We start from the raw sequence: 19,586 nt of genomic DNA, 5'->3' as shown, positions 1-19,586 counted from the left end.
GACAGAAACGCAATCTTCGCGGTTTTTTAGCGTGTTTTTCGCCCCATCGTTGACCGGAAAAGGCGCTTCATGGTATACTTGTTTCAGCATACGGAAAGCAGACGGGGTTGTTCCGACAGACGGAACGCTCCGTGGCAGGCCGAAAAGGGGGGCGAAGGCATGCAGATCCAAAAAGTGCTCAATAATAATGTGGTGATCGCGCTGGACGAAAACGGCGAAGAGACCGTGCTGATGGGGCGCGGGCTGGCCTTCGGCCGCCGCGCCGGTCAGGACGCGCCCGCGGACCGGGTCGAAAAGCGCTTTACGCTGCATGCCGGGCAGCTGTCCGACCGCTTCCAGCAGCTGCTGACCAGCATCCCGCTGGCGCATTTCCTGCTTGCCGAGCGCATCATCGACCGCGCCAAGCGCACGCTGGGCGCGGCGCTGTCGGACAGCATTTATGTTACCCTGCCCGACCACATTTCAGCCGCGATCGAGCGGGAAAAGCAGGGCATCAAGCTGTCCAACCCGCTTTTATGGGATATCCGCCAGTTTTATCCGGAGGAATACAAGGCGGGCTGCGACGCGGTCGAGCAGATCCGCGCCGAGACCGGCATCGCCTTTGCCGAGGACGAGGCGGGCTTTATCGCGATGCATTTTGTCAATGCCGCGTGCGGCGGCGAGCTGCCCGAGGTGTACGACATGACCCGGCTGATGCAGCGGGTGTTCGGGCTGGTGCGCGAGCGCTGCGGCGTCGAGCCCGACCGGGATTCGCTCGATTTTTACCGGTTTGTGGCGCATCTGAAGTTTTTCGCGCGCCGCATTGCCGCGGGGCAGGGCTACGGCGACCGGGACGCCGACCTGCTGCCCGCCGTGCAGGGCAAATACCCCGCCGCGTTCGCCTGCGCGCAGGCGGTGTGCGACGCGGTGCGGGAGGAGTACGGCTTTGACGCCGGCAAAAGCGAGCTTTTGTGCCTGACGCTGCACATCGCCCGCGTCACCGGTGCGTAAACGCAAAAAAAGCAGCCCGTCGGGCTGCTTTTTGTCATTCGCCGCAGTCGGTACAGCCGCTGCACGCCGCGCAGTCGGCACAGCCGGACGCCGCTTCGGCTGCCTTGCGGTCCTCATAGTCCCGCAGGGTGCCTTCGGTGATGTGGCTGAGCGCGGCGATGCGCTCGTTGACCATATCCCACAGGCACATGGGCAGGTGGTCGCGGTGGCCGCGGTGGATGGTCACGCACTCAAAGCAGTTGCCGTGGTGCGGACAGGGCTGGCGGCACGGGCAGTGGTCGCCCGCCTCGCGCACCTGCCGCAGGAACTCCTGCTTGATGCGCCATGCCTCCTCTTTTTTGCCCTCGCGGTCGAGTTTGTCCTGCAAAATCGCCAGTTCGTTGCCGTCAATCTGCATGTTGTCTTGCGCCTCGCTTTCCTCTGTTCCCGCTTAGCATAGCAAAAACCGCGCGCCGCGTCAAAACCTTTGCCGCCAAAAACCAGTGATTTGTATGAGGTGCACAAAAAGTAGACCGATTTTCTGGCAGTTTGCGCGGGCGGTAGTGGCTTGAAAAAATCCTCTCGGTTTGTTACAATATTCACAACAAGCGAACATCGTCCTCGTTGTGATTGGATTGTTACCGTGTTGGCGGGCAAAACCAAATTTCTCGCGGCCGGCCCATAAGTTTGCCCGGCGGTGCAGGAGTTTGGTTCTTTTCGTTTTTTTGGGGCAAATTTTCCGTGCTTTGTGCAGTTTCGGCGGCGCAATGCCGCATGATTTGACGGCGGAAAGGACATACTTTGCCGGAACAGACGGTGGCATCGGACGATGGTTTGCCTACCCGGCAAAAGCCCAGTCAGTCATCCGCAACCATGCACAAGATAGAAAGGAAAATGCAGTTATGAAAACCGTAGAGTACACCATCAAGGACGAACTCGGCATCCACGCGCGCCCGGCAGGCATGCTGGTCAAGGAGGCTGCGCAGTTCAAGTCCTCCATCAAGATCGCCGGCCCGAAGAAGGAAGTTGACGCAAAGCGCATCATGGGCGTGATGAGCATGGGCGTCAAGCAGGGCGACACGGTCAAGTTGACCATCGAGGGCGAGGACGAGGAAGCGGCAGCAGCTGCGCTCGAGAAGTTCCTGCAGGACAATCTGTAAGAGAGAAAACCGGTGTTGTTATCCGATGCAGGCGCCGCCGCGGCCATGTTAAAGGCGCTCGGCGGCCGGGATAACGTGCGTTCCATTGGACACTGCATCACGCGTCTGCGTCTGCGCCTGCGGGACCCCGCGGCGGTGGACGAAGCGGGGCTGCGCGCGGCGGGCGCCGCGGGCGTGCTGCGCCGGGCGGACGGCGAGGTGCATGTCGTGATCGGCCCGGGCGTACATGCGCTCGCGCGCGAGATGGAAAAGCTGGTACAGTAAAAAAACCTGCGCCCGTTTGGATGGGGCCGCAGGCGTTCCTCAAGCGGCTGAGGCGGGCAAACGCCCGCCTTTGTTTTTTGGCGTCTGAAGTTTGGACAAAAAGAGAGGTAAATTACATGAAGATCATTCGTGCAAAGGATTACAACGACATGAGCCGCAAGGCGGCCAACATCATTTCGGCGCAGGTCATCCTCAAGCCGGATTCCGTGCTGGGCCTGGCCACCGGTTCGTCCCCGATCGGCATTTATGAGCAGCTGATCAAGTGGTACAATAAGGGTGACGTGGATTTCGGTGAGTGCACCACCTTCAATCTGGACGAGTACCGCGGCCTGACCGCGTACCACGATCAGAGCTACCATTATTTCATGCACAAGAACTTTTTCGACGCGATCAACGTGCCGGAAAGCCGCATCAACCTGCCGGACGGCGCGCAGATGGACGCGGAGCGTGAGTGCGCGCGTTATGACGCGGCGATCAAGGCGGCCGGCGGCATCGACCTGCAGCTGCTCGGCATGGGCCTGAACGGCCACATCGGCTTCAACGAGCCGGACGAGTATTTCTCCAAGGGCACGCACTGCGTCGATTTGACCGAATCCACCATCGAGGCCAACAAGCGCTTTTTCGAGTCCGCGGACGACGTACCGCGCCAGGCGTACACCATGGGCGTGCAGACCATCATGCTCGCGCGCCGCATCGTGATCGTCGTTTCGGGCGAAAACAAGGCGGATATCGTGCGTCAGGCGTTCTTCGGCCCGGTGACCCCGCGTGTGCCGGCTTCCATCCTGCAGCTGCACACCGACGTGTCCGTGGTCGCGGACGAGGCCGCCCTGTCCAAGAGCATGGATCTGCTGTAAGCGGCGCGCGGACAGATGGAGTTTAAAAATCTCAGGATCTACCAGCCGGACGGCTCGTTCCGCACGGGTGGGCTGGTGCTTTCGGGCGACCGGATCGCGAATGCCCCGGCGTCGGCGGACGCCTGCGATATGGATGGGCTGTATGCCATTCCGGGCCTGATCGACATCCACTTCCACGGCTGCGCGGGCTATGATTTCTGCGATGCGACCGAGCAGGCGATCTCCGCGATCGCACGCTATCAGGCCGAAAACGGCGTGTGCGCGATCTGCCCGGCCACCATGACCTATCCGGAGGAAAAGCTGTCCGATGTGATGCGGGCCGCTGCGGCGTACCGCACCGAGCGCTGCGGCGCGGCGCTGGTGGGCGTCAATCTGGAAGGGCCGTTCCTGTCCCCCGCGCGGCGGGGTGCACAGAACGGCGCATGGCTGCAAAATCCGGACGCCGGTCTGTTCCGCCGTTTGCAGGAACAGGCGCAGGGGCTGATCCGCCTGTGCGAGATCGCGCCCGAACTGCCCGGCGGGCTGGATATGATCGAGGAACTGGCGGGCGAGGTGCGCCTGTCGCTGGCGCACACCGAGGCGGACTACGACACCGCCTGCGAGGCGTTCCGGCGCGGCGCGCGCGAGGTCACCCACCTGTTCAACGCCATGCCGCCCATGACCCACCGGGAACCGGGCGTGATCGGCGCGGCGCTGGACAATGACGAAGTTGGCGTGGAGCTGATTTCGGACGGCTGCCATGTGCATCCGTCGGCGGTGCGCATCGCGTTCCGCCTGTTTGAAAACCGGATGATCCTGATTTCGGACAGCATGTCCGCGGCCGGGCTGGACGACGGGGACTATACCCTCGGCGGACAGGCGGTGCGCGTGCAGGAGGGCCGCGCGACCCTGCGCGACAAGGGCACGCTGGCCGGTTCGGTCGTCAACCTGTTCGAGTGCATGCGGCGCGCGGTGCAGATGGGGATCCCGCTGGGGCAGGCGGTGCGCGCGGCGTCCACCAATCCGGCGCGCGCCATCGGCATCCAGCATGACTACGGCTCGCTCGAGCCGGGCAAGCTGGCCAACATCCTCCTGCTCGACGAGGATTTGAACATCAACACGCTCATCCTGCGCGGACAGATCCTGTGAAGGTAAACATAAGGGCTTGGGACATGCGTCCCGGGCCCTTTTTCGCGCGCCTTGACCGCGGCGGGCGTTTATGCTACGATAATTTTATCCAAACAAGGGGGGAAAGGCCGCGTGATCCAGTGTTTTGTCAAAAAGGAATATGCCGCGCCCTTCGGCCTTTTGTGCATGCCGCGCCTGTTTTCGGTCAGCCGCACGGACGAAAAGGCCTCCGCCCATCCGCGCGTGATGCACGCGCATGACGATCTGGTCGAGGTGGTGCTCGTGCGCGGCGGCGAAAGCCGGTATTTTGTCGGCGGCACGCCCTATGACGCGCGCCGCGGTGACCTGTTCATCTTCAACAGCCGCGTCGTGCACGACGAGCCTTCTGGCCCCGACCGGCCGGTCGCGACGGTCAGTCTGGCACTGGGCGGCCTTGCCGTGCCCGGCCTGCGGGTCAACGCCCTGATCGCGGAGGACGCATCGCCCGTCTGCCACCTGAACGAAACGCAGACCGCGCGGCTCGAGCGGCTGTACGACGTGTTATACGACGAGCTGACCGCGGGCAACGACGACGGCGCGCACCATCTGCTCATGGCGGTGCTGTCGCTCGTGCAGCAGTTCCGCGCCGCGGCGGCGGACGGCCGTGCCGCGGGCGAAAACGTGTTTGCCCAGCGCATCAAGGACTATATCGACGCGCATTTCGCCGAGGAATTTTCGCTCCAGCAGATGGCGGGCGCGCTGCATGTCAGCCCGTCCTATCTGTCGCACGCCTGCAAGGAAGCGACCGGGTATTCGCCTCTGCAATATGTGCTGCGCCGCCGCATCGGCGAGGCGCAGACCCTGCTGATCACGACCGACCTGCCCATCACGCGCATCGCCGCGCAGGTGGGATACGACAACCCCAGCCACTTCAACGCGCAGTTTTCCAAGGCGGTCGGCATGGCGCCGCGCACCTTCCGGCGCGAGTATGTCTATCACGCCTGACGCCCCGCGCAAGAATTTGAAAGTTTGTTTTGTGCCGCCGTGGATTCACGGCGGTTTTTGCATGCAGAAAATGCAAGAATCCGATGGTAATTTTCCCGGTGCGGCGGTAGAATAAAGACAACAAAACGACAGAGGGCGCAGCCGGCGCCCGCACAAACGATGCAAAGGAGAATGCGGTATGAAAACGGTCAAAGTAGGTTCGGTCGGTCTGGGTCGTCTGGGTTACGAGCATGCGTGCAATCTGGCCACGCAGGTGCCGGGCTGCGAGCTGACGGCGGTCTGCGATGTGGACGAAGCGCGCGTCAAGGAGGTCGCCGAGGAACTGGGCGTCCCCTATACTTATACGGATTTTGAAGAGATGTGCAAAAACCCCGAGCTGGACGCGATCGTGATCGTATCCCCCTCCTTCCTGCACTGCCAGCAGATCGAGATCGCGATGAACAACGGCAAGCATGTGTTTTGCGAAAAGCCGCTCGGCACGGACGTGCCCCAGTGCAAGGACGCGGAAAAGGTCGTCGAAGCGCACCCCGACCTGATCTTCCAGCTGGGCTTCATGCGCCGCTTTGACAAATCCTATGCCGAGGCCAAGCGCAGAATCGACAACGGCGACATCGGCAAGGTCGTGCTCGTGCGCTCGTACACGCAGGACCCGCGCTCGACCATCGAGTCCACCCTCAAGTTTGCGCCGCACTCGGGCGGCCAGTTCCTCGATATGTGTGTACATGATATCGACCTCATCCGCTGGTTCACCGGCTCGAACGTCAAAAACGTGTGGGCGATCGGCGGCGTGTTCGAGTTCGACCTGTACAAGGAGCTGAACGACGCGGACAACGCGGCCGCGACCATCCAGATGGACAACGGCGCGATGGGCTTCATGTTCACCAACCGCACGCACGCGGCGGGCTGCAACGTCGAAACCGAGATCATCGGCACGCACGGCACGCTGCGCATCGCGAACGTCGGCGCGAAGAACATGCTCAACATCGTGGACGAGCACGGCTCGCGCGAGGAGTACTATCCGGACTTCATGAGCCGCTGGCACGAGGCGTTTGTCGCCGAGATGATCGCCTTCACCGGCCATGTGCGCGATAACACCAAGCCGTCCGACCTGACGGTGTACGACGGCACGGCGGTGTCCGAGGCGGCATACCGCTGCAAGGAGTCGTTTGAGACCGGCAAAATGCTGCCGATCCGATAAGACACATAAAAAAAGAGGCTTTCCGATTCGGAAAGCCTCTTTTTGTCTGCCGTTTTATCAGATTGTGAAGATGTGGAACACCTTGGTGGCAAGTTCGGTGCCGAGGATGACCAGTAGCAGGATCGGCGCGATCCAGCGCACCATGACGCGGTGCAGCGCTTCGCGGTGGAACGAGCCCGCGCCTTCCTTGACCTCGTCCGCGATGACCTTGGTGCCGACCACATGGCCGACCAGGATGCAGGTCAGGAACGCGACGATCGGCATGAGCACCGAGTTGGAGATAAAGTCGAAGAAATCGAGGAACTGCATGCCGATGATCGTGATGCCTGCCCACGGGCCATAGCCCAGACAGGACGGCACGCCGAACAGCAGCACGACCACGGTGACCAGAATGGTGGCGGGTTTGCGCTTGAGCGGGGTCTTGTCCATCAGCACCGAGACCAGTGTCTCCATCAGCGAGATCGAGGAGGTCAGCGCCGCGAACAGCACCAGTAGGAAGAACACCGTGCCGATGATCGTGCCGAAGTGCATGGAGTCGAACACCATCGGCAGCGTGATGAACATCAGGCCCGGGCCGTTGTTGATCTGGGACGGGTCGCCGTTATTGAAGGCCACAACTGCCGGAATGATCATCAGGCCGGCGATGAAGGCGAACAGGGTATCGAACACCTCGATCTGCGTGACCGAGTGCTCGAGCAGGTTTTCCTTCTGCATATACGAGCCGTAAGTGATCATAATGCCCATTGCCAGCGACATCGAGTAGAACAGCTGGCCGAGCGCGCCGAGCACGGTCGAAGCCGAGAACTGCGACAGGTCGGGCAGCAGGTAATACTTGAGGCCGGCCATCGCGCCGTCGATCGTCAGCGAGTAGACCGCCACGATCACGCTCAGCACGGCGAGCACGGGCATCATAAACCGGCTTGCCTTTTCGATGCCCTTTTCCACGCCGAAGATGACGACCAGCGCGGTCAGCAGCACATAGATCAGGAACCACGGGGTCGGGCCGCTGAAATCCAGCATGGTAGCCGGGATCGAGCCCGCGTCAAACCCGATGAAATCGTTGAAAAAGCCGCCGTTATCGGCCGCGGCCAGAGCGTTGCCGGTCAGGAACGTGACCAGATACTTCATCACCCAGCCGCCGATGACGCAGTAATACGGGGTGATGATGACCGGTACGAATGCCGCGATCCAGCCGAGGAAGCCGAACCGCCGGTCGAGCGCCTTATACGCCCCGATGCAGGACAGGCGGGTCTTGCGGCCGATCGCGATCTCGGTGATCATCAGCGCAAAGCCGAAGGTGATCGCCAGAATGATATACACGAGCAGGAAAATACCGCCGCCGTACTGTGCGGCCAGATACGGGAAGCGCCAAAGGTTTCCCAGACCTACCGCAGAACCGGCCGCTGCCAGCACAAAGCCGATGCGGCTGGAAAAGCTGCTTCTTGATTTCTGTTCCATTTTTCGCAAACTACTCCCTTACATGTTTCTTTCTCTTTCTGCATTGCCGCAAAAGCGGCGGGAAACGCTATTCCGTGGGGCTGAATTCGCCGAGGAACTGCCACGCGCGCAGCAGGTTGTCCAGATGGTAGTTGCCGACCACGTCCGCCGTGCTCTGCGGCATGGCGCAGATGCCGTTCGGCACCTGCAGCCCGAGGTCCGCCAGCCGTCCGGCGTTTTCCACCGACAGATGTCCCCTTTCATCCATCGCGCACAGGGCGGAAAGCTCCTGCCAGATGCTCTGCGCCAGCTTTTCGCAGCCGCGCAGATAGACGGCCTGCTCGTCGTGGTCCTGCTGGCGGAACAGCCGCTGCTTTTCGAAGATGGCAAGCTCGGCCGAGATGCGGTCGAGCTGGGCCTTGAGCGGCGACAGGTCGGGATAGTGCCCGTGCAGCACGCGCTCGCTGACATAATCGGGCACGGCCTGCCGGAACTGCCGCAGCAGCCCCGCGATGCGGCGGCTGTTGTTGTAGGGTTTGATTGTGACGTTGATGACGAGCGCCGTGGCAAGGCCGATGGCGGTGTCGAGCAGGCGGTTGCAGCCGTACTGGAACGCGTCGCCGGCCGGGGCCAGACAGACCGATACGAACACGATGCAGGACAGCGGCACGGCAAATTGCAGCCGCAGCCGGACGCACAGCAGGATGAGCGCGATCAGGCCGAGCCCGATGCCCACATAGCGGGTATCGGCAAACACGCTGATGAACAGCGCGCCGAAGCCGGCGCCGAGCAGGATGCCGGTCAGCTGCGTGCGGCAGGTTTCAAAGGCATCGCCCACCGTGCGGCTCATCGCGCTGATGGCGCCGATGGCGGCAAAGATCAGCGAGTTCGAACCGCGCAGATCGGCAAAAAGCAGCGCCAGCGCCACCGCAAGACCGGTCTTGACCGTCCGCAGTCCGAGGTGCGGGACTAACCGTGCCAACGTTTCTTTCCCCTCCGGAATAAAATAATGAAGTTATTGTATCATAAAAGCGGCTTTTTCACAAGATATTTGCAGGGAAAAGGCGGGTATGCTATAATAAATTTAACAGCCTATCAGAATGGAGAGGGGAACCTGCATGAAAACATACCGGTTTGGCGTGCTGGGCGCGGGCAATATGGGCATGGCGATCGCGGAAGGCGCGGTGCGCGCGGGCCTGCTGACGCGCGATCAGGCGCTGCTGTTCAACCGCAGCGAGGACAAGCGTGCCGCAAACGCCGCCCGCGGCTACGCCGTCACGGGAAATTATACCGAAGTCTATACCGCGTGCGAAACCGTGCTGCTCGCGGTCAAGCCGCAGAATTTTGACGAGATTTTGCCGGTTTTGGGCAAGTGCGAAGGCGAAAAACCACTGGTCGTGTCGATCGCGGCGGGCGTGACCTTTGAAAAGATCGAGCGGGCGCTCGGCGCGGACACCGCAGTGATCCGCGTGATGCCCAACACGCCGCTCATGCTGGGCGAGGGCGCGACCGAGCTGGTCAAAAACGCGGCGGCAACCGACGCGCAGCTCGCGCAGATCCGCGCGCTGTTCGACACCATGGGCGTGACGGTCGTGTTCGACCGCGAGGATATGCTCAACGAGGTCATCCCGTATGCGGGCTCGGCCCCGGCGTATATCTACGCATTCGCGGACGCGATGGTCAAAAGCGCTGCGGCGCACGGCATTGGGCAGGAGGATGCGCTCAAGCTGTTCTGCCAGACCATGATCGGCTCGGCGAAAATGCTGCTCGAGGGCGGCAAAACCCCTGCGGAGCTGATCCGCGCGGTCTGCTCGCCGGGCGGCACGACGATCGAGGCCATGAAGGTGCTCGAGGCGTGCGGCCTTGCCGATATGCTGGCGCAGGCGAACGACAAATGCATCGCGCGCGCCTATGAACTGGGCAAATAACCGGCTGCTGCCATTGACTTTGCCCCAAGGGTATGATAAAGTTAAGTAAATATTCCGCATCACTTTGAGAGGAAGTGGATTCTTTGAAAAATTCGACGAAAATCAAAGCGACCCTGCTGCTGACCAGCCTCGCCTGTGCGGCCGGCGCAACGGCGGCGCTTGTGCTGCTTCAGAAAAAGCGCGAAGAGGAAGTTTACCACGAGGCGGAGCTCAAGGCCATGGATGAGCTGGAAGAAATGATGCGCGAGGATTCGGATTGCGCGTCCTGCGCCTGCGCGGAAGAGTGTGCGTCCGTGGACGACGCCTATCAGGATACGTTCGACGAGGAAGTTCCCGAACAGGACGAGCCGGCCGAGGCCGAAGCGGCGGAGGAGCAGGCTCCCGCAGAAGAGAAAACCGAAGAATAAGCGGCAGCGGGCGGAGGATTTCCCCTTCGCCCGCTGTTTTTATCCACACACAAGGAGGAAAATACCCCATGATCGAATATGAAGGCCGCGTATTCCGTCCGCCCTCTGAGGCGTACAGCCTGATCGTACAGGTGACGATCGGATGCAGCCACAACAAATGCACGTTCTGCGATATGTATAAGGAAAAGCGCTTTCGCGTGCGCAAGTTAGAGGACGTCAAGCGCGACTTTGACGAGGCGCGCCGCATGTACCCGAACGTCCGGCGCATCTTTCTCGCGGACGGCGACGCGCTCATGTGCCGCGCCGAGCATATGGCCGAGATCCTGCGCTATATCCGTCAGCTGTTCCCCGAGTGCGAGCGCGTGACCAGCTACGGCTCGCCCGCGTCCATTCTGGTCAAAAAGCAGGAGGAGCTCAACCTTTTGCATGAACTTGGGTTGGATATGATCTATCTTGGGCTGGAATCCGGCTCGGATGAGGTGCTCCGCCGCGTCAACAAGGGCGAAACCGCCGATGAGATCGTGCACGCGGGCCTGATGGTCAAGGAAGCCGGCATGAAGCTGTCGGTCACCTGCATCGCGGGCCTCGGCTCGCTCGAACTGAGCGAGGAGCACGCCATCAAGACCGCCGAGGCGCTCTCGCGCATGAAGCCCGAGTATATCGGCCTGCTGACCCTGCTTTTCGAACTGCCCACGCCCCTGATGCGCGACTGGCAGGAAGGCCGCTTCTACCTGATGAACCCGATCGAGATCGCCCACGAAACGCTCATCCTGCTCGAGCATATCGACTCTGAGGGCAGCGTATTCCGCGCCAACCATGCGTCCAATTATGTCAATCTGGCCGGCACGCTCAACCGCGACCGCGAGGCTATGTGCCAGCGTCTGCGGCAGGCGCTCGAGGGAAAAATCAAATTCCGCAGCGAAGCGTTTCGGGCAAGATAACCAAAAATGTCATAAATTTGTTAGAGAATACGGCGAAAAATGAAAGAGTTTGTGTTGTTTTCGTTACAATTTCAAAAAACGCAAGACAAGACGGGAAAACTGTGTTATACTGAGTTCGATTCCGGGGTTTTGACTGGATCGTCCCGGATGTTAAGAAGTTGTTAAGAAATGCGCGTTCCGTCTGGAGGATTGCTGATGGATTCCGTATCCCATATTCGCGTTGCACACCTGTTGCTGGACTACGTTGAGCAGACCTGCGGCGTCACCTTTGACCAAAGCGGCTTTGTATACGGCAACTTAAAGCCCGACCTGACCGGCACGTATCTGACCAAGCGTCATAACCCGTCGATCATGATGGATGAGGTGATGGACAAGATCCGCACCTTTACCGAAAAATACACCATCGGCCCGGTCAACGGCCGCGAGCTCTCGGTGGATCTGGGTGAGATCTGCCACTACATGACCGATTTCTTCACCTATCCGCACAACGATGATATTTACGAGCACAACCTGCTGGCGCATTATCTGTATGAAAAGCGCGTGGCGCTGGTGATCCGCCGCCGCATGACCGAGGATCGGTTTGAGCAGTGGGCCAGCCCGATTATCCCGCCGGTTTCGGTGGACGCGCTCATCACGCGCATCGGCGCGATGCATGACGCATACCGCGCTGCCGACCGCCGGCACGGCATCAACGACGACCTGGTACATATCTGCCGCGCGACGGCGATGGTGGTGCTTTCCATCATCAGCATCGTCTACGAGCAGGTGGAAGTACCGGCAGGCGTGATCGCATAACCAAAACACAAGCAAAAGCCACGGGAACTCGTGGCTTTTGTTATTTTCGGACCAAACAGGAGGAAGCATGAAAAACGTAACCATCTATACCGACGGCGCGTGCTCGGGCAATCCGGGTCCGGGCGGCTGGGGCGCGATCCTCAAATACGGCGAGAAGGAAAAGGAGCTTTCCGGCTCCGAGCCGTCCACGACCAACAACCGCATGGAACTGCTGGGCGTGATCACCGCGCTCGAAGCGCTCAAGGAGCCGTGCAAGGTCGATCTGTATTCGGACAGCAAGTATGTGGTGGACGGCATCACCAAAGGCTGGGCGAAAAGCTGGCGCGCCAAGGGGTGGGTCAAGAGTGACAAAAAACCAGCCAAAAACCCGGAATTGTGGGGACGGCTGCTCGATTTGCTGGACAAACACGCGGTTCAGTTCCATTGGGTGAAGGGACACGCGGATAATCCGTACAACAACCGCTGCGACCAGCTCGCGGTGGCGGCCTACCAGCAGTATAAGTGAGGCGTGCGGGATGGAACGGATGCGCCGCGTGCGGAACGGCACGCTGATCTTCTATTATCTGTTCACGGCCTGCGCGGCCGTGCTGTGCCTGCGGCGGGAGGCGACCGTGTACAACGGCCTGCTGGTGCTGGCGGCGTTTTTGCTGCCCGCCGTGCCGCAGGTGCTGTACCGCCTGTGTCACCTGCGCCCGGTTTACCTGCTCGAGATCGTGTTCGACGGGTTTGTGCTGGCGGCGGTGTCGTTTGCCAGTCTGTTCGGCGGCTACGAGCTCATCCCCTGCTGGGACAAGATCCTGCACTTTTTGTCCGGTTTTCTGTTCGCGGTATTGGGAACGGCGGTGTATTTCGCCAAAAAGCCGGGACATGCCCTCGATCCCGCGGACGCGTTCAACGCATCGCTGTACACCTGGATGTTTGCAATGATGAGCGCGGTGCTGTGGGAGATCTGGGAATACATCGTGTCGTTTTCCGGCGCGGACCCGCAGCAGGTCGTGCGGACCGGCGTGGGCGACACGATGGGCGACATCATCGTGTGTACGGTGGGCGGCCTGATCACGGCCATTTCCTGCTGGAAATACCTGCGGCATATCGGACAAAACCGCCGCAAGGGTCTGATGATGCAGCTTTTTGAGGCGTATTACCGGGAAAATATCCAAAACCGGCCCTGAGACGGAAAAAGACCCGGCCGAAAGCGTTGGCTTTCGGCCGGGTCTTCTTTTCTATGTCCTTGCGGTATTTTTCAATTCAATGCCCGGAAAATCAATCCTTCGGGGCGTTGTCTTTGTGCGAAACCGGAATACCATAAGTGCGGAACAGACCGCGGACATAGCTGCTGTTCTGCATCGTAGCCTCGCTCATGTTGATAATCGCCTTTGCAAACTTGTTCATGTTGCGGCCTTCTTTCTTTTATGATTTGTCTATATAATACCATCATTTTTTGTACAAAACAATAGGTTGATTAAACAAATAGCACAAAAGAGAATTGCGTTATTTATGCAATATAAACATAAAAAAGCACATTTTGGAATGGACAAGCACAATTGAACAGGCAAAGCCGTCAGATCTCGCCGCACTGGACCGCAGCCAGTGCGTCCTCGGTCGTGCGGTCGCCGAGCGAGATCGCACCCAGCGCCTCGGCGCGGCGGCCGACCGCATAGTGGTGCAGCTGCACCCCGCCCGCAACGCATTGGGTGGTGATATACACGCGCGTGCCGCTCTCGATCAGGGCGCGCACCGCGCTTTCCAGCCGCGCGGGGATGCCGCCCGCGCCGAAGGTTTCCAGAATCACCTTGGGGTAGCCGTGCAGCGCGGCGAAAAAGGTCGGGTCGAGGTCGGGCGTCAGCTTGATCAGCAGCACATGCGGGTCGAGCGAATCCGGCGCGGTCTGCGCCGGCGGCGCGGCGGGCACATCCCAGCGCACTTTGCCGTCCGTGCCGATCACGCCGAGCGGCGGCACGCCCGCCGAGACAAAGGCGTCGATCCGGGTCGAGTGGTATTTGACCACCCGGTTGCCGGCGAGGATCTTACCGCACAGCACCGCGACCACACCCGCGCGGCTGTCCGCCGCAACGCGGCAGGCGTCCAGCAGGTTGCGCGGCGCATCCGAGTCGGGCGCGCCCATGGGCAGCATCGCACCGGTCAGCACGACCGGCTTTGTGAGATCCGCCAGCAGATGGTGCAGCAGCGCGGCGGTGTAGGCCAGCGTGTCCGTGCCGTGAGCGATGACAAAGCCGTCATACCGGTCGGCGTGCTGGCGCACCGCCTGGGCCATGGCCAACCGGTCGTCCGCGGTCAGGTCGGTCGAGTCCAGCTGCATCAGGTCACGCACGTCCACCGTGCAGAATGTGTGCAGCTGCGGCACAAAGTCCAGCAGCGCTGCGCCGTCCAGTGCGGGCGACAGGCCGTTTTCGGTTTCGCGGCAGGCGATCGTCCCGCCGGTGGCAAGCAAAAGCAGGTTTTTCATCGTGGGTCCTCCCCTTTCCCGCGCCGAAAGGCGCGCAATCGGATAGAAAAAGCCTGCAATCGCAGGCTTTTTCATCAAACGCCCCGCTTTGCCGGGCGTTTGATACAAGGGCGGAGCAAAGTTTCGTTTATCGGAACTTTGCGCAGCTTCGGGCGCATCCGCGGCTATGCCGCGGTGCGTCCTGCTCGATCGAACCTGCACGGTTCGATCGAAGTTTACTTATAGCTTTCCGCCAAAATCGCGATGATATCCTCGCGCGTGAGCGGCCGCGGATCGACGCGGAACAGGCCGCCCATCGTGTCGATGGCGTTGTCCGCAATCTTGCCGAAGTCCTCCTGCTGCACGCCGTAACCCGACAGGCGCAGGTCGCTGACATTGCAGCGCTTTTGCATCTCGCCCAGGACGGTGATGAAATCCTCGGGCTTTGCCGCGTCGGTCTTGCCGAGTGCGCGGGCGATATTCACCAGTTTGTCGCCCGAGGACTCGAAAAAGCGGCTCCAGTACGCCTTGGAAATCATGATCAGGCCCGCGCCGTGCGGCAGCGCCGGGTGGAACGCGCTCAGCGCGTGCTCGATGGCGTGCTCGCCCGTGCAGCTGGACAGCGTTTCGACAAAACCCGCCAGCGTGTTCGCCAGCGCGACGTCCGCGCGCGCTTCCGCGTTGCCGCCTTCGTGCACGGCGGTTGCGAGCGAGCGGCCGATCAGCTCGATGGCCTTGAGCGAGAACATCTCGCTGATGGGCGAGGCAGTCGTGGCGATATAGCCTTCCGCCGCGTGGAAGAATGCGTCAAAGCCCTGATACGCGGTCAGGTGCGGCGGGACGGTCATCATAAAGTCGGGATCGACGATCGAAATGGTCGGGAAGCACTTTTCCCCGCCGCCGCCGATCTTCTCTTCGCCGTTGGTGATGACCGTGAACGGGTCGGCTTCGGTGCCCGTGCCCGCGGTGGTCGGGATGGCGACGATCGGCAGGCCGGCCTTGGCGATGCGCTTGCCGCCGCCCGTGCCGCCGTGGATGTAGTCCCACCAGTCGCCGTCGTTGGTCGCCATGATCGCGACCGCCTTGGCCGTGTCGATCGACGAGCCGCCGCCGAGGCCGACAACAAACGCAATGTTTTCTGCGCGACACAGCGCGGCGCACTCGCGCACGCCCTCGATGGTCGGGTTGGGCTGCACCTTATTATATACAAGGGTTTCGTGTCCGGCTTCGGCCAGCGCGTCGGCCACCTTGGCGACATAGCCCAGGCGGGTGGTCGAGGTGCCGCCGGTGATGATCAGGCCGCGGCCTTCCGGCAGGCGGGCGCGCGCGAGCTTTTTCACCGCGCCGTGGCCGAAGAACAGGCGGGTCGGCATGTAAAAGCTGAAGATATCCACTATTATTGTACCTCCTTTGAAAAAAAGGGGGTCGAACCGACCCCCGAGACAGCGTTATTTGTTTCTTACCGATCAGCTGGGCGGATAACACACCCAACATAACCATTATAGCAAAATCCGCCATTCTTGAAAAGAGGGAAAACGCTGAAAGAAGCGCTTTTCTTTCGTGCAAATTAACCATGAAAAAACAGAAAATAACACTTGACGTTGTGCAATGTTGATGATATTATAATGTCACAGAAAAGATAAGGGCAAACACCAAGAGGGAAGTAAAGCAGGGGCTTTACAAAAAGGCGATAACCCATTCTTATTCTGAAAGGACTGGCGTGTAGCCAAATACGACCGGAGAAAGAGGTGAGTCCAATGGTAACAGAAGAAGCATCCTACCAGTTCGCGGGACTCGCCGCGACGCTGTAACCGAAACGATCAAGGTGATAGCTATAAAAATGAGCGAGTTCCAGACCAGTAAAACGAACCGCCTGAAAAGCGCGATCGACTTCTGAATGAAGTAAGGAACGGCACCTTTGAGGAAGCTATCCTCGTGATATCCATCCGTGAAACATACTGACGATGCAAGTGGATCGAGGCAGCAGGAAAGTAAGGTTCGAGCATGAAAGAACCCTGAAAAACGATGCGTTGGCGAATGAAAAGAATCCGTAACGATGCCTGCAAAAGCCAAAAATAGTGCGCATCCAAATGGCCGATGGGCATACTGATGAGTATGATGCCGCAAAAGCGAGTCAGAGCACAAGATTGAGATGATATCAAAACTTGCTGAAAGTGACTCGGGCAAACAGGAACAGAATCGAACGATCACCCGCCGAGTAAGAGACGCATCCAAATATTCATATAGAGTTCCCGAATGTATCAAAAAAGGTAAAAAACCAAAATGTTCATTACCAAACGAACCGCAGTCGGGCGACTCCCGTGAACGATAGGATAAAAAATCCTGTGAAAACAGGAAAGCAAGATAAGCAGTCAACCGAAGATATCAAATTTATATCGCGCAAACCGGGCTTTTGATTTCCGGAATACCGGAACAGAAAAAGTATCGCCGGAGCAAAAAGCATCGCCGGTAAAAATGGATAGCTTCATAAAACTGCAAAAACGGATCGGATCCAGGTTTCATTCCGATGTACATGGCGGACGCCGTGACAGGGTAACGGAAGGGGAACAAAAGAGAAATCCATCCGCGCAGAAAAAATAAATACAGCGGGAAAAATCCTGCTGGGAAAAGAGAATCTATGGAAATCTGGAAGTAAAAGGCCTCGTCGGGTGACGGGGCCTTTGTTGTTGTGTCAGGATGTGGGCGATTTGCCGATCATGTCGTACAGCGCGTCGAGCGCGTCGGACAGCGTGCCGACCGCGTCAATCAGACCGAGTTCGACCGCCTGCTTGCCCGAGATCACCGTGCCGACATCCGCGGTCAGCTGGCCGGTCTCGCGCATGAGCCGCTGCAGGCGCTCTGCGGTGATGTGCGAGTGACTGGTGATGAAATCGACGATCCGCTCCTGAATTTTGGCGAGATATTCGAATGCCTGCGGCACGGCGATGATCGTGCCGTTCATGCGCACGGGATGAATGGTCATGGCGGCCGACGCCGCGATAAAGCTTTTTTTCGCCGCGACGGCCAGCGGCACGCCGATCGAGTGTCCGCCGCCCAGCACGAGCGAAACCGTCGGCTTGGTCATGCCTGCGATCAGCTCGGCGATGGCAAGACCGGCTTCCACATCGCCGCCGACCGTGTTGAGCAGGATCAGCATGCCGTCGATCTCCTCGGCCTGCTCGACCGCGGTGATCTGCGGGATCAAATGCTCGTATTTGGTCGTCTTGTTCTGCGCGGGCAGCTCCATGTGCCCTTCGATCTGGCCGACGATCGTGATGCAGTGTACCGTGCCGCGCGCGGTCTTTGCGGTGATCGAACCGGTTTCCGCAATGTTGTTTTCCTCCGGTGCCTGGATGGTTGGATTGTCCTCTGCCATGGTGACTCCTCCTTTTATGCACAAGTGTTCACACAATCAGTGTGCCGCAGGGTGTGCACAATTATCCCCTGCTCCGGCTTTCCACAGGCAATATTACAATATGTAAACGCGATTCCCGCTGGATTGGGATGCTTGCGGGGTCAATTACTGAAAGTTATCCACTTTGTACACAGGGTTATCCCCAGATGGGCTGTGGAAAGATCTGTGCATAAAGTGGATTTTTTGACCCGGACGCTGTGGATGACCGCACAGAGTTTCATTATGGAAACAGGACTTGCTGTTTATAGGGAAATTTGTTACAATACATATATATACGTTTGTAAACCGCAATGATGGAGTGAGAATAACGATGAATAATCCGATTGTTACGATCGAAATGGAACAGGGCGGCGTCATCCGCGCGGAACTGTATCCCGAGGTCGCACCCAATACTGTGCGCAATTTCATTTCCCTGATTCAGAAGGGCTTTTATAACGGCACGATTTTCCACCGCGTCATCCCGGGCTTTATGATCCAGGGCGGCGACCCGGACGGCACCGGTATGGGCGGCCCGGGCTATGAGATCCGCGGCGAGTTCACCGCCAACGGCTTCCAGAACGACCTGAACCACACCCGCGGCGTGCTTTCCATGGCGCGCACGATGGCGCCGGATTCCGCGGGCAGCCAGTTCTTCATCATGACTGAGGATGCGCCCCACCTCGACGGCCAGTATGCCTCCTTCGGCATGGTCATCGAAGGCATGGATGTGGTGGACGGCATCGTCAACACCCCGCGCGACTGGCATGATCGCCCCCGTCAGGAGCAGAAAATGAAGTCCGTCACCGTTGATACGATGGGCGTGGAGTACGAGGAGCCAGAAACCCTGTAAGCAGAAAGAAGGGGAACGGTATTGTATTATACCAATAAGGAGATTTTTGTCCTGTCCTCGGTCGGCTGCATGGACACCGAGCGGGATGGGCTGGAATCCATCCTTGCCGGCAACGAAGAGGGCGCCAAGGGCTGCTGCCTGTCGGTCGATATGACCGCGGACGGCATCGCCGTACTCTCGTCGGACGGCTACTGCGTGGCGACCGACGGCACGCACATGAACATCGCCGATTACAGCTATGCCGAACTGCATCAGGCGGCGCCGCAGCTCATCCCGGCCGGACAGGCCATCGAGCTGGCGCGCACCTGTCAGGCAAAGCTTGCCATCACGGTACATAACCAGACGCTGCTGCCGCAGCTGCGCATGACGCTGCGCCATGCGAATTATCTGGACGATACGATTTTCGTCGGACTGGGTTTGGTGGAAGCCGCGCGCATCGCGGTGGCCAATCCTGACCTGCACATCATGGGCGAACTGCCCGCGCTGCCGGATAACATCGACGCGCTGGTGCAGGCCGCGCAGACAACAGGGCTGTTCGGCCTGCGCGCCGCGGCCGGCGACCTGACGCCGCAGCTGATTCTGGCCTGCCGGCAGGCAGGGCTGTTCACGATGAGCCTGCCGACGAGCAACGAGCGCACGCTGGCGGGACTGATCCACAGCGGCGTCAATTTCATCGAAACCGCGCGGCCGGATATCACCGCCATGCTGCTGCCGGCGGGCGAGTCCGAACCGCACCAGATTCCGCTGATGAGATACTGATGCTTTGCGGAAAGCGTGCAGCTTTCCGCGAGAGGGGCTGTGCCGCGAAACGCGCGGACACAGCCCTTGCGCGATTTTGCGCGCCAATGCGGC

The 19,586-nt window shown here is 59.8% G+C and carries 22 protein-coding genes; 15 read left to right on the top strand and 7 right to left on the bottom strand.

The genetic code is table 11. The annotated features are described in order from the left end of the window. Nucleotides 1-159 precede the first annotated feature (159 nt). Complete coding sequence (licT, locus tag EJL02_RS05905; protein ID WP_125115478.1) at nucleotides 160-990, top strand: BglG family transcription antiterminator LicT; 831 nt, start codon at nucleotides 160-162, stop codon at nucleotides 988-990. A gap of 34 nt (nucleotides 991-1,024) precedes the next feature. Here licT and EJL02_RS05900 read toward each other — a convergent pair whose 3' ends face one another. Then, nucleotides 1,025-1,387, bottom strand: a complete 363-nt coding sequence (locus tag EJL02_RS05900; RefSeq protein ID WP_125115477.1) for an LPS biosynthesis protein — start codon at nucleotides 1,385-1,387, stop codon at nucleotides 1,025-1,027. A 484-nt stretch (nucleotides 1,388-1,871) separates the two neighbouring features. On the opposite strand from EJL02_RS05900, the gene EJL02_RS05895 reads away from it, so the two are divergent. The 6 genes from EJL02_RS05895 (at nucleotide 1,872) to EJL02_RS05870 (ending at nucleotide 6,536) form a co-directional block, all read left to right on the top strand. Further along, on the top strand, nucleotides 1,872-2,129 hold the full coding sequence (locus EJL02_RS05895; protein WP_125115476.1) for an HPr family phosphocarrier protein: 258 nt from the start codon (nucleotides 1,872-1,874) through the stop codon (nucleotides 2,127-2,129). Between the two features lie 12 nt (nucleotides 2,130-2,141). Further along, the gene (locus EJL02_RS05890; RefSeq protein WP_243114408.1) at nucleotides 2,142-2,393 is read left to right on the top strand and encodes a PTS transporter subunit EIIB; all 252 of its coding nucleotides are present in this window, start codon (nucleotides 2,142-2,144) and stop codon (nucleotides 2,391-2,393) included. A 116-nt stretch (nucleotides 2,394-2,509) separates the two neighbouring features. After that, nucleotides 2,510-3,247 carry a glucosamine-6-phosphate deaminase gene (nagB, locus tag EJL02_RS05885; RefSeq protein WP_125115475.1) on the top strand — a complete coding sequence of 246 codons (738 nt, stop codon included), beginning with the start codon at nucleotides 2,510-2,512 and terminating at the stop codon, nucleotides 3,245-3,247. 15 nt (nucleotides 3,248-3,262) lie between these two features. Further along, nucleotides 3,263-4,375: an N-acetylglucosamine-6-phosphate deacetylase gene (gene nagA / locus EJL02_RS05880; RefSeq protein WP_125115474.1), complete on the top strand. Its 1,113-nt coding sequence runs from the start codon at nucleotides 3,263-3,265 to the stop codon at nucleotides 4,373-4,375. 111 nt (nucleotides 4,376-4,486) lie between these two features. Beyond that, entirely contained in the window at nucleotides 4,487-5,338 is an 852-nt protein-coding gene (locus EJL02_RS05875) for a helix-turn-helix transcriptional regulator (RefSeq protein WP_125115473.1), read from the top strand. 178 nt (nucleotides 5,339-5,516) lie between these two features. Continuing rightward, a complete protein-coding gene (locus tag EJL02_RS05870; protein WP_125115472.1) occupies nucleotides 5,517-6,536 on the top strand; it encodes a Gfo/Idh/MocA family oxidoreductase in 1,020 nt (339 codons plus the stop codon). 57 nt (nucleotides 6,537-6,593) lie between these two features. Here EJL02_RS05870 and EJL02_RS05865 read toward each other — a convergent pair whose 3' ends face one another. Together EJL02_RS05865 and EJL02_RS05860 are read right to left on the bottom strand one after the other, a co-directional pair. Continuing rightward, on the bottom strand, nucleotides 6,594-7,994 hold the full coding sequence (locus EJL02_RS05865) for a sodium-dependent transporter (RefSeq protein WP_125115471.1): 1,401 nt from the start codon (nucleotides 7,992-7,994) through the stop codon (nucleotides 6,594-6,596). Between the two features lie 67 nt (nucleotides 7,995-8,061). Continuing rightward, on the bottom strand, nucleotides 8,062-8,955 hold the full coding sequence (locus tag EJL02_RS05860) for an FUSC family protein (protein ID WP_164510309.1): 894 nt from the start codon (nucleotides 8,953-8,955) through the stop codon (nucleotides 8,062-8,064). A 136-nt stretch (nucleotides 8,956-9,091) separates the two neighbouring features. Between EJL02_RS05860 and proC the strand changes: the two genes are divergently transcribed. The 6 genes from proC (at nucleotide 9,092) to EJL02_RS05830 (ending at nucleotide 13,216) form a co-directional block, all read left to right on the top strand. Then, nucleotides 9,092-9,901, top strand: coding sequence for a pyrroline-5-carboxylate reductase (gene proC, locus EJL02_RS05855; RefSeq protein ID WP_164510308.1), 810 nt, complete (start codon nucleotides 9,092-9,094; stop codon nucleotides 9,899-9,901). 83 nt (nucleotides 9,902-9,984) lie between these two features. Next, nucleotides 9,985-10,308: a hypothetical protein gene (locus tag EJL02_RS05850; RefSeq protein ID WP_125115468.1), complete on the top strand. Its 324-nt coding sequence runs from the start codon at nucleotides 9,985-9,987 to the stop codon at nucleotides 10,306-10,308. A gap of 68 nt (nucleotides 10,309-10,376) precedes the next feature. Further along, on the top strand, nucleotides 10,377-11,249 hold the full coding sequence (locus EJL02_RS05845; RefSeq protein WP_125115467.1) for a B12-binding domain-containing radical SAM protein: 873 nt from the start codon (nucleotides 10,377-10,379) through the stop codon (nucleotides 11,247-11,249). Nucleotides 11,250-11,444: 195 nt separating this feature from the next. Further along, on the top strand, nucleotides 11,445-12,044 hold the full coding sequence (locus tag EJL02_RS05840; RefSeq protein WP_164510307.1) for a zinc dependent phospholipase C family protein: 600 nt from the start codon (nucleotides 11,445-11,447) through the stop codon (nucleotides 12,042-12,044). 67 nt (nucleotides 12,045-12,111) lie between these two features. Next, a complete protein-coding gene (gene rnhA / locus EJL02_RS05835) occupies nucleotides 12,112-12,549 on the top strand; it encodes a ribonuclease HI (RefSeq protein ID WP_125115465.1) in 438 nt (145 codons plus the stop codon). Nucleotides 12,550-12,559: 10 nt separating this feature from the next. Beyond that, on the top strand, nucleotides 12,560-13,216 hold the full coding sequence (locus EJL02_RS05830; protein WP_125115464.1) for a hypothetical protein: 657 nt from the start codon (nucleotides 12,560-12,562) through the stop codon (nucleotides 13,214-13,216). A gap of 91 nt (nucleotides 13,217-13,307) precedes the next feature. Here the strand turns inward: EJL02_RS05830 and EJL02_RS14560 are convergent, their stop codons facing one another. From EJL02_RS14560 to EJL02_RS05815, 4 genes are all read right to left on the bottom strand, one after another. Next, nucleotides 13,308-13,436, bottom strand: a complete 129-nt coding sequence (locus EJL02_RS14560; protein WP_279221194.1) for a hypothetical protein — start codon at nucleotides 13,434-13,436, stop codon at nucleotides 13,308-13,310. 169 nt (nucleotides 13,437-13,605) lie between these two features. Then, the gene (locus tag EJL02_RS05825) at nucleotides 13,606-14,511 is read right to left on the bottom strand and encodes an asparaginase (protein ID WP_164510306.1); all 906 of its coding nucleotides are present in this window, start codon (nucleotides 14,509-14,511) and stop codon (nucleotides 13,606-13,608) included. A 215-nt stretch (nucleotides 14,512-14,726) separates the two neighbouring features. Continuing rightward, nucleotides 14,727-15,884 carry an iron-containing alcohol dehydrogenase gene (locus tag EJL02_RS05820; RefSeq protein WP_442858000.1) on the bottom strand — a complete coding sequence of 386 codons (1,158 nt, stop codon included), beginning with the start codon at nucleotides 15,882-15,884 and terminating at the stop codon, nucleotides 14,727-14,729. 1,298 nt (nucleotides 15,885-17,182) lie between these two features. Next, on the bottom strand, nucleotides 17,183-17,866 hold the full coding sequence (locus EJL02_RS05815) for a ClpP family protease (RefSeq protein ID WP_125115462.1): 684 nt from the start codon (nucleotides 17,864-17,866) through the stop codon (nucleotides 17,183-17,185). 349 nt (nucleotides 17,867-18,215) lie between these two features. Here EJL02_RS05815 and EJL02_RS05810 point away from each other — a divergent pair, with 349 nt between their 5' ends. Both EJL02_RS05810 and EJL02_RS05805 read left to right on the top strand, forming a co-directional pair. Further along, nucleotides 18,216-18,734 carry a peptidylprolyl isomerase gene (locus EJL02_RS05810; RefSeq protein WP_125115461.1) on the top strand — a complete coding sequence of 173 codons (519 nt, stop codon included), beginning with the start codon at nucleotides 18,216-18,218 and terminating at the stop codon, nucleotides 18,732-18,734. Between the two features lie 21 nt (nucleotides 18,735-18,755). Beyond that, on the top strand, nucleotides 18,756-19,493 hold the full coding sequence (locus EJL02_RS05805) for a hypothetical protein (RefSeq protein WP_125115460.1): 738 nt from the start codon (nucleotides 18,756-18,758) through the stop codon (nucleotides 19,491-19,493). Nucleotides 19,494-19,586: the final 93 nt, after the last annotated feature.

The sequence above is a fragment of the Agathobaculum sp. Marseille-P7918 genome, from assembly GCF_900625105.1.
Lineage (GTDB): Bacteria > Bacillota > Clostridia > Oscillospirales > Butyricicoccaceae > Agathobaculum.
The sequence above is the reverse complement of the archived record's forward strand: the minus strand, read 5'-3'. Positions and strand labels throughout refer to the sequence as shown.

Excerpts from the sequence above, each read along its gene's own strand:
- licT (WP_125115478.1), top strand. The coding sequence starts at position 160 with ATGCAGATCCAAAAAGTGCTCAATAATAATGTGGTGATCGCGCTGGAC.
- EJL02_RS05900 (WP_125115477.1), bottom strand. The coding sequence starts at position 1,387 with ATGCAGATTGACGGCAACGAACTGGCGATTTTGCAGGACAAACTCGAC.
- EJL02_RS05895 (WP_125115476.1), top strand. The coding sequence starts at position 1,872 with ATGAAAACCGTAGAGTACACCATCAAGGACGAACTCGGCATCCACGCG.
- nagB (WP_125115475.1), top strand. The coding sequence starts at position 2,510 with ATGAAGATCATTCGTGCAAAGGATTACAACGACATGAGCCGCAAGGCG.
- nagA (WP_125115474.1), top strand. The coding sequence starts at position 3,263 with ATGGAGTTTAAAAATCTCAGGATCTACCAGCCGGACGGCTCGTTCCGC.
- EJL02_RS05870 (WP_125115472.1), top strand. The coding sequence starts at position 5,517 with ATGAAAACGGTCAAAGTAGGTTCGGTCGGTCTGGGTCGTCTGGGTTAC.
- EJL02_RS05865 (WP_125115471.1), bottom strand. The coding sequence starts at position 7,994 with ATGGAACAGAAATCAAGAAGCAGCTTTTCCAGCCGCATCGGCTTTGTG.
- proC (WP_164510308.1), top strand. The coding sequence starts at position 9,092 with ATGAAAACATACCGGTTTGGCGTGCTGGGCGCGGGCAATATGGGCATG.
- EJL02_RS05845 (WP_125115467.1), top strand. The coding sequence starts at position 10,377 with ATGATCGAATATGAAGGCCGCGTATTCCGTCCGCCCTCTGAGGCGTAC.
- EJL02_RS05840 (WP_164510307.1), top strand. The coding sequence starts at position 11,445 with ATGGATTCCGTATCCCATATTCGCGTTGCACACCTGTTGCTGGACTAC.
- rnhA (WP_125115465.1), top strand. The coding sequence starts at position 12,112 with ATGAAAAACGTAACCATCTATACCGACGGCGCGTGCTCGGGCAATCCG.
- EJL02_RS05830 (WP_125115464.1), top strand. The coding sequence starts at position 12,560 with ATGGAACGGATGCGCCGCGTGCGGAACGGCACGCTGATCTTCTATTAT.
- EJL02_RS14560 (WP_279221194.1), bottom strand. The coding sequence starts at position 13,436 with ATGAACAAGTTTGCAAAGGCGATTATCAACATGAGCGAGGCTACGATG.
- EJL02_RS05825 (WP_164510306.1), bottom strand. The coding sequence starts at position 14,511 with ATGAAAAACCTGCTTTTGCTTGCCACCGGCGGGACGATCGCCTGCCGC.
- EJL02_RS05815 (WP_125115462.1), bottom strand. The coding sequence starts at position 17,866 with ATGGCAGAGGACAATCCAACCATCCAGGCACCGGAGGAAAACAACATT.
- EJL02_RS05810 (WP_125115461.1), top strand. The coding sequence starts at position 18,216 with ATGAATAATCCGATTGTTACGATCGAAATGGAACAGGGCGGCGTCATC.